This is a genomic window from Paenibacillus sp. FSL W8-0439, from assembly GCF_038008995.1.
GTDB lineage: Bacteria > Bacillota > Bacilli > Paenibacillales > Paenibacillaceae > Paenibacillus > Paenibacillus polymyxa.
Genome location: NZ_JBBPAK010000001.1, coordinates 5403118 through 5415140, shown reverse-complemented (window position 1 = coordinate 5415140; position 12023 = coordinate 5403118). Strand labels below are relative to the sequence as shown.

Genomic DNA, 12023 nt, shown 5'->3' with positions numbered 1-12023 from the left:
ATAAGGGTCCGGCTGTTCTAAATATAAAGAGAATTAAATCTTACATAACATGGAAGCGTATACATTGTTTTTTTGGGCGATTCGCCTACATGAGCTTTTTCAGTTGGGAAATCCTTCCCTGACTCACGCCGAGCATGGAAGCGAGTTGTTTTTGTGAAGATGCTGGATGTTCTTCCATAAGCTCTCTCATTTTCTCCAAAATAACATCCGTGCGCTGATAAATCTTTTTCATATGCATGTTTTGCTTCAGTGGAGGTGACTGGGTTTCAGTCGCTGTGACCGGAAGTAAATCTTCCGTTTTCATCGAGGTGGCACATGCATCGCAGATAAACTGATCTTTAAAATAGGTGTTGGTATCAACCGAACCGCAAAATATACAATTGGTTGATTTGTACTTACGGAGCATGAGTGTTTGGTCTTCAATAAAAAACTCTAATGGATCGCCGATGTCAATCTCCATCGTCATGCGCAACTCTTTAGGAAGCACAATTCGTCCCAAGCTGTCCAAGGGCCGGGTCATTCCAGTCCTTTTCATTCATGCAACCTCCCCAGTGTTTTAAGATTTATAGAATGTATAAGCTTTGAGGCAATTCTTATCAATTCTATAACCGCAAGCATAGATTTCTTACGAAAAGCGGCCCTTCATTGCTATTCATGCATGGACGCACTTTTTTTCTTACGAGTATACCATAAACGGGCGGAATCGCCAGCGTTCATGTTTATAAATTTATAATTAGTTTATTCCGAGCGAACATATATGCTATAATCTTCTGCTAAAGGATTTAATAGGCCGTCTGTAGAATTATTTATATATGCCGTAGCTTGGACAACGATGGCGGTGTTATGGGAAATAGATGAGGGCCAAAGGATTTTTTCAGAGCGTTTTGACCCCACAAACAAGAGACCGTTGGTACGGGACCCGCCTTTAAAGTCCTTATATACAAGTCAGGCAAGGAGGATTTATGATGGAAAAAAGAAAAGCATTGCTGCTAGGAGATTATTCATATCCGGAGTTTCACCCGCTACAAGGGGTGGACGAAGAGATTAGTCATATTTTACAAGATTGGATGACGGTTCAATGCAGTGAGAATCGTAAAATGCTGCTCAAGGAAAATCTAGCTTCATTTGATCTATGCATCTCGTATTGTGATAGCCGTAAGGAGGTTCTGTCTCCTCAACAAACAGCGGGACTGCTGTCCTACGTCAGCGGCGGAGGTGGACTGCTTGTGCTGCATAACGGAATCACATTGCAAGGACGTTATGAAATTGCACAGCTCATGGGAGCACGTTTCCTGCGGCATCCGTCAGCGGAGCAGCTTTCCTTCAAGGTAACAGAGCCGGATCATCCGATTATGGAAGGAATCGAGCCGTTCGAGATTCAAGAGGAGCCGTATCGTTTTGATTTTGATCCATTCACTGAAAAAACACTGTTGATGGAATACGAGTATGAAGGTCAGTGGTGGCCAGCTGCATGGTCATTGTCCTATGGCTTGGGCAGAGTCGTCTACCTGATGCCTGGACATAATCAGCCAAGTTTCCAGCACGAGGGATACCGTAAGCTACTGCTTCAGGCTGCTAAGTGGGCCGGACGCTTTCCAGGTTAAGTATAATCATTCATTCCAACCATTGTGGGGGGAGCTGCGAACTTTATGCGGCTCCCCTTTTCAGGTTATACTATAGGTAATCACAGGTAGGGGAGGATATATTATGAGCGATTTGTTCAAAAAAGCCATCTCATTGGGGTGGGGCCTCACCGTTGTCAGCAAAGAAAAGGTGGAGAAAGCCGTCGAGGATCTTGTAAACCGTGGAGAACTTGCGCCCTCGGAATCCAAAGCGCTGGTCGATCGTCTGATCGAACGGGGGGCAGAGGAGCAGGGACAATTCAAAACCATGATCCGCGAGCAGGTTAGCCGCATTTTGCAGGAGCTGGAAGTACCTACCGAAAATGATGTCACAAGTTTGGAGCAGCGTGTGGCATTGTTGGAAAAAAAGGTAGCGGAGCTGGAAAAAGAAAAGGCGGCGCTTACGGGTTCGAGTGACGCTGAAGAAGCGAACCGGTTGGATTAAAATGGCCGTTCGCATGAAGCACGCCGGTCGTTACCGGGAAATTGCCATGGCGCTGGCGCGTCATGGCTTTGGCTATATGGTGGAAGAAATGGGACTGTTCCAGCTGCTATCCCTGCCCCGCAAGTGGCTAACGAGAGAAACCCCCGAGTCCAAAACCTTAGGTGAACGGATTCGGCTTGTGCTGGAGGACCTGGGGCCTGCATTCATCAAGCTTGGACAGTTGGCAAGTACACGTGCTGACCTGCTGCCAGAGCCTATTATTCGCGAACTGGTTAAGCTCCAGGATCAGGTACCGCCTTTTTCGCCTGACACGGCGCGTGGCATTCTGGAACAGGAGCTGGATACGTCATTAGAGGACATACTGGTTCGTTTTGACGATGATCCGCTGGCGGCTGCTTCGATCGGGCAAGTGCATCTGGGCAAGCTGCACAGCGGCGAAATGGTCGCGATTAAAATCCAGCGTCCAGGCGTTAATCGCATCATCCGGCGGGATTTGGACATTTTACGGGAACTGACCGCAATGGCAGCCAAGCGCTGGGAATGGGTGGAGCGTTATCAGCTTCGCCAGATGGTAGAAGAGCTGGGGAGATCGCTCATTCAGGAGCTGGATTACAACCATGAAGCTCGTAACACGGAAAAGATTGCGCTCCAGTTTGAGCAGGACCCACATATCTATATTCCGAAAATATACTGGGACCATACTTCCTCACGTATATTGACCATGGAGTTTCTGGACGGAACTCACTTAGGGAGTCGTGAAGAGTTATTGCGCCGTGGTTATAACTTGAAAGAACTGGCGCAGCGGCTGGTCAACAGCATGCTGCATCAAATTTTTATAGAGGGCTTTTTTCATGCCGATCCCCATCCGGGGAATTTGCTCGTCCTGAATAATGGAAGCCTCGCTTATCTGGACTTTGGCATGGCGGGAAGGCTAAGCGAAGAAATGAAGAATCATCTCGCTTCTCTCATGATCGCCCTGATGCGCAAAAATACCGATGCTATGGTTCGCGCCATCGAACGACTAGGGCTGGTCGAACCGGATACTGACCTGAATGCACTGCGAGCCGATCTGGACAAAATACGCGAAGATTACGCGGACGTTCCTTTCTCACAGGTCAGCATTGGCGATGCCTTGAACGACCTGTTTGGCGCAGCACAGCGCCATCGGATTGGTTTGCCATCGGATGTCCTGCTGCTTGGCAAGACGCTGCTGACACTGGAAGGGGTCGTAGAGCATTTGGACCCTGATCTCAGCATTATTGCTTTGGCCGAGCCTTTTGGCAACAAGCTGCTGAAGGAACGCTTCAGCGGTCGCCGTATTCGGGGCAAGCTGTTGGGTGGTGCGACCGAGCTGGTGGAGACGCTGATGGAACTGCCGAGACAGACGAGGCATTTGACCTCAATTATCAGCAAGGGCAAGCTAAAACTGGAAGTTACCGTACCAGAGCTGGAACAGCTTTTGCGCAAGCTGGATCAGATCAGCAATCGCCTGTCATTCAGTATTGTGCTGTTAGCATTCAGCATTATTATGGTCGGGCTGATTATCGGTTCATCACTAAATCATCAGGCGACCATGCTGTGGAACGTACCTGCGATTGAAATTGGTTTTGTTGTAGCGCTCTTGATGGTTGCCTTTTTACTATATTCTATTTTTAAATCAGGAAGATTCTAGATATCGACAACAAAGGAGGCGTCATGGACACTCATAAGATGAACACTGTCTCAATGAATACTCTTCAAATTACAGATGTACCGTGGCACCGCCTGACTACTCCTTATGGTAGGGGCACGGAATTGCCGCAATTGATATCCAATAGGGAGTATGCAGCCATCGCTGATCTGATAGAGCATCAAGGTACATTGTGGCAGGTTACCCCATGGGCGCTACTATTCTTATTGCGGAATATGCATGCGAGAAGCCCGGAGGATATCACGCTGAGTGAGTTGGATTTGTACCATACGGTTGTTCAAGCATTGGACATGGAAAATCTACAAGCGGACTCACAGAAGTCTGTAGAATCCTTGACTATGCTGCTAGAAGAAAAATATTTATGGCCGGTAGACAGCGCTCCAGAAGATGATGAAGTGGAGTGGGAAGAGGAAGAAGCACGTGGCTATGATCCGGTAGCTTTTTGGAGCTATTATGTCTATAGCTGTCGGTTACTAAAGCAAGCGCTGCCTGATTTTGAGAGTTTGCTCCAGCGCTATGCGGACTCAGAGATTGCTGAATCCCTATCAGAGCTTGTGCAGCAATTACGAAAATTTTAAATATAAGAAAACGAATCAAACAAGCTATGATCGGAAACTAATCTTTTGCTAAGGAGTGATTTTAGTGGCAAAAAAATTAACGGATATACATCGAATACGTCTCCTAAGTCTCCTTCGTGATATTGGGTTTGAACCATCAAAAGTTACTATTGAGAACAAACAAGGGGAAACGGAGGTCATTGATTTAGAGTCTCCGTTACCCAAAGGGTTGCAAGCTGTTCTGAATTCCCGAGGCAGCCTGAGCAAGGAGCAGTTGCTTGAGATCGAGGAGAGTGTTAAGCAATCCAGGGAGGATTGGGATTAGATGGGGTATTTATTTGATACGAATGCAGCTATTGCCCTTCATAGACTTGATACATCCTTGGATAAAGTAATACAACAAGCAGAGAAAGATAAAGAGAATATTTTCTTTTCTGTTATAACTCAGTCCGAGTTTATAGCTGGATTGTCCACTGAAACAGACTTAGGCTCGATACCTTTTCTTGGCGGGGAATTTATTGAAGTTAATTCAGAGATCGCAATTAAAGCGGGTCGTATCAGAAGAGAGCAAAAGGATAAGTTTGCAAGAAGGCTTAAGACCCCAGATGCTCTGATTCTTGCGACAGCTATTATAAACCAATTGGTATTGGTTACGGCGGATCAGGATCTACAGTTCGCAGAATCAGAGTATGAAGTTAAGGTGATAAACTTTAGTAGGTTGGAATCTTAGAATTACGAAAATTTTAAATATAAGAAAACGAATTAGATAAAGAAAACGGGCGCTATTTCAAGTAAATAGACGTTTTCATTCTGTAAACAGCCTTTTAACTCATTCGTCTCTGCGAATCCCTTGCGTTATAATGATGGACTGGATGTAACGGAAGGGGTTCGTTTGAGAGAGACGAGCTGAATGATAGGAGAGCCTTAGCGTTTGACCGCTGGACGGATGCCCAAAGCAAGATCGGGTTGCGGGTCAAAATGCTGTTCTCTGTGAATATAGGAGGCTGGAACGAAACAGTATGAATCTTAGACAACAATGGTTCGGTAATATCCGGGCTGATATACTTGCGGGCATGACCGTGGCGCTGGCATTGATACCAGAGGCGATTGCCTTCTCCATCATTGCAGGTGTCAACCCTATGGTCGGACTGTATGCCTCCATCTCGATGGCGATTGTCATTTCTTTTGCAGGTGGACGTCCGGCGATGATCTCGGCAGCAACCGGGGCTGTAGCTGTAGTGGTTGTTGGTTTGGTCAAAGATTATGGCGTGGAGTATTTGTTTGCAGCTACTATTTTGGCTGGGATCATTCAGGTACTGCTGGGTGTTTTGAGAATTGGTCGCTTTATTAGCTTTATTTCACAGCCGGTCATGACCGGGTTTGTGAATGCGCTGGCGATCCTCGTCTTTATGGCACAGCTAACCCACTTTCATGGAGCCAATTGGATCATGTACGCGATGGTAGCGGGGACATTGCTCATTGTGTATATTTTACCGAGATTTGTGAAAAGCATTCCCGCCCCGTTGACAGCAATCATCATCATGACGATTATTACGTATGTTTTTGGATTGAATGTCAAAACGGTAGGGGATATCGGTACGCTGACCAGCTCGCTGCCTTCATTCCATTTGCCGCAAATTGAGTGGTCGTGGCACACGTTGCGGATATTGCTGCCATATTCCTTTACGATGGCGCTGGTTGGACTGCTGGAATCACTGCTGACAGCCAGTATTTTGGATGAAATGACCGAAACGAAAAGCAATAAAAACCGGGAAGCCCGTGGGCAAGGGATTGCCAACTTTGTAAATGGCTTTTTTGGGGGTATGGGTGGCTGTGCCATGATCGGACAATCCGTCATTAATGTAAGCTCAGGCGGAAGAGGACGTCTGTCCACTTTCACGGCTGGGGTGTTCTTGGCCTTTCTGCTGCTCGTGCTTGGCGGTGTTGTAAAGGAAGTACCTATGGGCGCATTGGTGGGAGTCATGTTCATGGTGTGTATCGGAACCGTGGATTGGAAGTCGCTCCGAAACATCGCCAAGGTTCCCAAAGCAGATACGTTTATTATGGTGGTCACGGTCATCATCGTGGTGGCTACGCACGATTTGTCCAAGGGCGTGATCGTAGGCGTACTGTTGAGTGCCCTGCATTTTGGCTGGAAAATGGCTAAAATCCGTATCAGTGCGACTGAGGATCAGGAAGCAAAGGTGTACCATGTCAGAGGGCCGATGTTTTTCGCCTCAACGACTCATTTTGTCGATCATTTTGAACCTTCGGATGATCCTGAGCGCGTTGTAGTGGACTTTAGCCATTCACATGTGTGGGATCACTCGGCGGTTACTGCCATTGGCAAGGTGCTGCAAAAATACAGAAACGCAGGTAAATCTATTACCTTACAAGGGTTAAATGAGGAAAGTCGTTTAATTGTGGAAAAGCTCGGTGGTCCTGTAGTTACAGAGCCGATCGTGTGATGAATCGTATAGCATAAAGCAAAGCCTGAAATGGAATTTTTCCATTTTGGGCTTTTTTTCATTTATTTCTGAAATAAGATAACGGTTTTCTTTCTAAATCATAGATAAATATGACAAATTTTCATCAAAGTATTGACGTGGTAATTGGGCAGGAATACAATCATTGTTATTAAGCATAGCAAATACATAGGAATAATTGAAAATTGAAAGGTATGTACATATGAACTTAGACTGGGAGTTTATTGTAGAAAGCTTGCCGCTATATGGAGAAGCCATGTGGCTGACGTTGAAGATTGCCTTTTTTGCTATTCTGTTTTCATTAGTCGTCGGTTTGCTGTGTAGCATAGTGCTGTATTACAGGGTGAGAGGAATTAGTGGAATTATTGTAGCCTATATCGAGCTTTCCCGAAATACGCCGCTGCTTGTACAGTTATATTTTCTGTACTACGGGTTTACCAAAATAGGTCTGCATATGAGCGAAATGACATGTGCCATTGTGGGCATGACCTTTTTGGGCGGGGGCTATATGGCTGAGGCGTTCCGTGGTGGAATCGAAGCCGTGAGTAAAACCCAAACGGAATCCGGGCTGAGTCTCGGACTGTCCAAGATACAACTGGCGAGATATGTTATTTTGCCGCAGGCATTTGCCATCAGTATTCCGTCTTTGGGAGCCAATGCAATTTTTCTTCTCAAGGAGACTTCCATTGTGGGTGCCATTGCTTTACTAGATCTGATGAATGTGGCAAAGGACCTGATCGGTATGTACTACAAAACGACAGAATCGTTGATTCTGCTGGTATTGGCATATCTCGTTCTGCTTTTACCTTTGTCGATGCTGCTGACGTGGGTGGAAAGGAAGGTGCGATATGCTGAGTTCGGGGATTAATGTGCTTTTTGAGGGTTCGAATTTTGAGCGTCTGTTAGGGGGATTGCTCGTTACGCTGGAAATTGCATTACTCTCCATTATTATCGGTACGCTGCTAGGCATTTTGATGGGTCTGCTACGCACTTTACAATCAAGACCGATTCGATTTGTGCTGAGATTTTATTTGGAGACATTTCGCATTATTCCGATTTTAGTGTGGTTGTATGTCGTGTATTTTGGATTTACGCCTTTGCTGAATGTGAATATCAGCGGGGAACTAACGGCCGTTATCGTATTCAGTCTGTGGGGAGCAGCCGAGATTGGTGACATCGTACGTGGTGCGCTGGAATCACTGCCTAAGCATCAGGTGGAATCCGGGCAGGCATTAGGGCTAACCTATTGGCAATTATACCGTCATGTGCTCATTCCCCAAGCGGTGCGCCGAATGCTTCCGGGTTCTATTAATCTGGCGACACGGATGATCAAAACCACGTCACTCGTGGTACTGATCGGTGTAGTGGAAGTGGTCAAGGTTGGGCAGCAGATTATTGAGCTTGGTGTAATCAAAGCGCCTTCGGCATCCTTTTGGGTGTATGGCTTTATTTTTATATTGTATTTTCTTGTATGCTATCCGTTATCCAGACTTTCCAAAAGATTTGAACGCAGATGGCAAAATTAGCAGGATGGGGTGGTGTCATGGAAGAGGCTGTGGAGGTTTTATTGGAAATTCGAGGGCTGGACAAAAGCTTCGGCGACCGAAAAGTGCTGCAGCAGATTAGTCTGGACGTAAGGAAAGGGGAAGTCGTGGTCATTCTCGGTCCTTCGGGATGTGGAAAAAGCACGCTTCTTCGGTGCCTCAATGGTCTGGAGCCAGTCCAGGGCGGAGATATCCGTTATAGAGGACAGGATTTGACAGATAAAAAGGTGAATTGGCGTGAGGTGCGGCAGCATATCGGAATGGTGTTCCAAAACTATGAGCTGTTTCCGCATATGACTGTCTTGGAAAATATATTGCTCGGTCCGCTTAAGGTTCAGCGGCGAAACAAGCAGGAGGCGCTTGCGCAAGCGGAGCAGCTCTTGGAGCGAGTCGGTCTGCTGGATCGCAAGGATGCGTATCCGCGACAATTATCAGGCGGGCAAAAGCAACGGATTGCGATTGTGCGCGCCCTGTGTATGAATCCTGAAATTATGCTTTTTGATGAGGTCACCGCATCCTTGGACCCGGAAATGGTCAGAGAGGTGCTGGATGTCATGCGAGAGCTGGCCCAACAGGGGATGACGATGATTATCGTGACGCATGAGATGGGGTTTGCCAAGTCGGTAGGAGATCGTATCGTTTTTATGGATCAAGGACAGATATGTGAAATGACTACACCACAGCAATTTTTTACCCAACCGGAAACAGAGCGTGCCCAGCACTTTCTGGATATATTTCAGTACGAAACGATATGAGCATTTTGCATCAATCCCATGAGCGACTTCCAATCACAATATAGAGATCGAAATGTTTCTATTGGTCCTCTATATTGCACCCAGAAGCGAAAGAAACCGAATGATGCAAAATGCTGACAAATAAGGGGATGAATACAGATGAGAAAAGGGATGAAGTTCACAACATTATTACTGGCTTTGAGCTTGCTGCTCGTCGGCTTGGCGGGATGTGCAGGAGGCGGTAATACCAATGGTAGTTCAAGCTCGGCTAAATTTGCTTCAATTGAGGACATTAAAAAGAATGGCAAGATTCGAATCGGTGTATTCGCGGATAAGCCGCCTTTTGGCTACGTAGATTCAGAAGGGAAAAATCAAGGCTTTGATGTGTATATTGCGAAACGGTTTGCCAAAGACCTCTTGGGCGACGAGTCGAAGGTGGAGTTCGTTCTGGTGGATGCCGCCAGCCGGGTTGCCTATTTGGAATCCAACAAGGTAGATATCATTATGGCTAACTTTACTGTGACTGATGAACGTAAAGAAAAAGTCGATTTTGCTAACCCGTACATGAAATTATCCTTTGGCATTGTGTCACCCGACAGTGCTCCCATCACCACGATTGACCAATTGAAGGGCTCGGATCAAAAGCTGATTGTTGCCAAGGGAACGACAGCAGAGACCTATTTTACGAAAAATTATCCTGACATCAAGCTGCTCAAATTCGATCAATACACCGAAATCTTCTCGGCTCTCAAAGACAAACGCGGTGCCGCCATTGCGAACGATAATACAGAGCTGATCGCTTGGGCTAAGGCCAATCCCGGCTTTACCGTAAGCATTCCAGCCTTCGGTGGTCAAGATACGATTGCCCCTGCAGTAGCGAAGGGAAATAAGGAACTGTTGGATTGGATCAACAACGAACTGGCTACGTTGGGTAAAGAAAATTTTGTCCATCAAGCCTATAAGGACACACTGACCTCCGTTTACGGAGAAGGCTTTACGGATCAATTGGTTGTGGAGGGCGGCAAGGTTAATTAATCATCGTATAAATTGCTATTAAGTATAAAAAAGCGTTGGGCTTGCTGTCCCGACGCTTCTTTCATATGGGCAAAGGGAGATTCGCAAGTTTTTAATCGAGATAATACTTCCCCAAAATCTCTTGCATGCTCGTAAATTTCATTATATAATTTTAAATGATTATGATTCTCATTATCATTTAAGCCTTTAGGCGCAGACTCCCAATATGAGCCTAAGTGAATAGGATGGTGCTTTACACATGGCTAAAACGGATGTGGCTACTGCCAGAAGACAGCTCAGCAGTCCGAACAAGGTAACGCGCAGACGGGCTTTGAGAACGATCAAAGCTGCGAAGCGCGCGAAGTAACAAGCTTCAAGTTAACTGCAAATGGCAATACCAGTGTCAAATTTTTTAGTCTCCTCGTTTTGATATTGCACCTGCCTTCCTGATGGTGGTACACAGGAAGGCAGGTGCCTTTTTTTATTTCTTTTGTGCAAACAGCCATTCAATCATATCCTGATTTTGTAAAGCCGGAACCCAGGAGAAGTGTCCTGTAGGTTTGATAATCCCTGCTTCGTATTCAGTGAAGTGAATGAGGTTTCCGTTCTGTGCTTTGATAGCAGCAACCATTTCTTCTGAGTTCTTAGGACTTACTGTCGTATCGTCCACCGCATGGAAGGCCCAAATAGGAACGTTCTTCAATACTTCAACGTGTGCAGGGTCAACAGGGGCATACATGTTAACAGCCTTTTCATAGTTGGTCAGTCCGGCAATCGGTACGCCAGCAGCGAACAGATCAAGATTTTTTTCTAACAATCTCCATGTCCCCATAGCTCCTTGAGAAATACCTACGATATAGATGCGGTTGGTGTCGATCGGATATTTCAAGGCCGTTTCACGTACCAAATCGGCAACAGCACTGTTGCGCGGTTCATCTGCCCAAATAAATTTATGCTCTAGGTCAATCGGGCTTTGAGGAGCGATGACGAAGGATGGGTGCTTGGCTTGCTGCTCAGGAGAAGCCCAAGTAACGGCCCCGGCATTCGCTAACAGGTTAACCCCGTTTCCGTCACCACGTTCGCCGTTTCCGTGCAGGAATACTACCAGCGGATAGGTTTTGCCAGGTTCTACTTTAGGCTCAAACGTAAAGTAGTTCAGTTTGAAGCCGTCTTTATTTTCAAAAGTGTTTTTTTGAAAATCGTCTACGATGGGTGTCACTTTATCGGTTGCTTTTACAGTCTGTGCAGTCGCAGACACGACTGTTTTCTTCGAAGTTGCAATATCTTTCTTTTGGCTAATGTAATAGTTCAGCGGATTAATACGATTGACTGCGCTTGTCGAATCGTAAGTAAGGGTGCTTGCATTTTTATCCTGCGTGTCCAGCTCGATTACGACATATTTGCCATGAGTACTGCGGTTGGTGATGGCACCAGTATCATTGGTGTATACACCAGTCACAGTTCTGTCTGCGTATACATCATTAAGCACAGATTGAACCTGAAAACTGGAAGTGGACAGGGATGATCCGTCAATATTGGTGCTGTATTTCATTACAACGGCAGAAACAACCTCACCCAGAGGCTGTACCTTAGTAAGCAGGGTTGCCTGTGGTGCTGGAACATCGGCTGCTGCGGCAGAGCTGGAGGATGGATAAAAGATCGTAAGCAGGAGCACGAAAGATAGTAGAACAAGGGCGAAACGTCTTTTTTGCATAAGATAATCTCCTTTGGCGTTTTTATAAAGCGCTTACTATATGCTCAGGATGCTTGACTGTATGCTGTGGAACTCATACAAATCAAAAAAAGGCAAACTCCGGGTACACAAGTGTACTCGGGTTTTGCCTTTTCAGTAACAATCCCAATTGAAGGATAGCATCCTCATTGGAATCTGACAAGTGAAAGCGCTACAATTTTGGATGTTTTTATAAAAA

At 46.0% G+C, this 12023-nt stretch carries 14 protein-coding genes; 12 read left to right on the top strand and 2 right to left on the bottom strand.

All coding sequences use genetic code 11. The features are described 5' to 3' along the window. Positions 1 to 85: 85 nt before the first annotated feature. Positions 86 to 535 carry an AbrB/MazE/SpoVT family DNA-binding domain-containing protein gene (locus MKX36_RS23320; RefSeq protein ID WP_016822806.1) on the bottom strand — a complete coding sequence of 150 codons (450 nt, stop codon included), beginning with the start codon at positions 533 to 535 and terminating at the stop codon, positions 86 to 88. A gap of 430 nt (positions 536 to 965) precedes the next feature. Here MKX36_RS23320 and MKX36_RS23315 point away from each other — a divergent pair, with 430 nt between their 5' ends. The 12 genes from MKX36_RS23315 to MKX36_RS23260 all read left to right on the top strand — a co-directional run bounded on the left by MKX36_RS23315 (position 966) and on the right by MKX36_RS23260 (position 10459). Beyond that, the gene (locus tag MKX36_RS23315; protein ID WP_016822807.1) at positions 966 to 1604 is read left to right on the top strand and encodes a ThuA domain-containing protein; all 639 of its coding nucleotides are present in this window, start codon (positions 966 to 968) and stop codon (positions 1602 to 1604) included. A 103-nt stretch (positions 1605 to 1707) separates the two neighbouring features. Then, positions 1708 to 2067: a phasin family protein gene (locus MKX36_RS23310; RefSeq protein WP_016822808.1), complete on the top strand. Its 360-nt coding sequence runs from the start codon at positions 1708 to 1710 to the stop codon at positions 2065 to 2067. 1 nt (position 2068) lies between these two features. Further along, the gene (locus tag MKX36_RS23305) at positions 2069 to 3739 is read left to right on the top strand and encodes an ABC1 kinase family protein (RefSeq protein ID WP_250249057.1); all 1671 of its coding nucleotides are present in this window, start codon (positions 2069 to 2071) and stop codon (positions 3737 to 3739) included. A 23-nt stretch (positions 3740 to 3762) separates the two neighbouring features. Beyond that, positions 3763 to 4335, top strand: a complete 573-nt coding sequence (locus MKX36_RS23300; RefSeq protein WP_090888836.1) for a hypothetical protein — start codon at positions 3763 to 3765, stop codon at positions 4333 to 4335. Positions 4336 to 4399: 64 nt separating this feature from the next. Next, entirely contained in the window at positions 4400 to 4639 is a 240-nt protein-coding gene (locus tag MKX36_RS23295) for a hypothetical protein (RefSeq protein ID WP_016822811.1), read from the top strand. After that, positions 4640 to 5044 carry a PIN domain-containing protein gene (locus tag MKX36_RS23290; protein ID WP_019688862.1) on the top strand — a complete coding sequence of 135 codons (405 nt, stop codon included), beginning with the start codon at positions 4640 to 4642 and terminating at the stop codon, positions 5042 to 5044. A gap of 289 nt (positions 5045 to 5333) precedes the next feature. Continuing rightward, positions 5334 to 6782, top strand: a complete 1449-nt coding sequence (locus MKX36_RS23285; RefSeq protein ID WP_019688861.1) for a SulP family inorganic anion transporter — start codon at positions 5334 to 5336, stop codon at positions 6780 to 6782. 220 nt (positions 6783 to 7002) lie between these two features. Continuing rightward, positions 7003 to 7668, top strand: a complete 666-nt coding sequence (locus MKX36_RS23280) for an amino acid ABC transporter permease (protein WP_016822815.1) — start codon at positions 7003 to 7005, stop codon at positions 7666 to 7668. Continuing rightward, positions 7649 to 8326, top strand: coding sequence for an amino acid ABC transporter permease (locus tag MKX36_RS23275; RefSeq protein WP_016822816.1), 678 nt, complete (start codon positions 7649 to 7651; stop codon positions 8324 to 8326). The genes MKX36_RS23280 and MKX36_RS23275 overlap by 20 nt, the downstream gene beginning before the upstream one ends. Positions 8327 to 8343: 17 nt before the next feature. Next, a complete protein-coding gene (locus MKX36_RS23270; protein WP_019688858.1) occupies positions 8344 to 9099 on the top strand; it encodes an amino acid ABC transporter ATP-binding protein in 756 nt (251 codons plus the stop codon). A 138-nt stretch (positions 9100 to 9237) separates the two neighbouring features. Next, complete coding sequence (locus MKX36_RS23265) at positions 9238 to 10113, top strand: cysteine ABC transporter substrate-binding protein (RefSeq protein ID WP_025366052.1); 876 nt, start codon at positions 9238 to 9240, stop codon at positions 10111 to 10113. Between the two features lie 238 nt (positions 10114 to 10351). Next, positions 10352 to 10459, top strand: a complete 108-nt coding sequence (locus MKX36_RS23260; protein WP_016822819.1) for a putative metal homeostasis protein — start codon at positions 10352 to 10354, stop codon at positions 10457 to 10459. A gap of 114 nt (positions 10460 to 10573) precedes the next feature. Here the strand turns inward: MKX36_RS23260 and MKX36_RS23255 are convergent, their stop codons facing one another. Further along, positions 10574 to 11806, bottom strand: a complete 1233-nt coding sequence (locus tag MKX36_RS23255; protein WP_340865814.1) for a PHB depolymerase family esterase — start codon at positions 11804 to 11806, stop codon at positions 10574 to 10576. Positions 11807 to 12023: the final 217 nt, after the last annotated feature.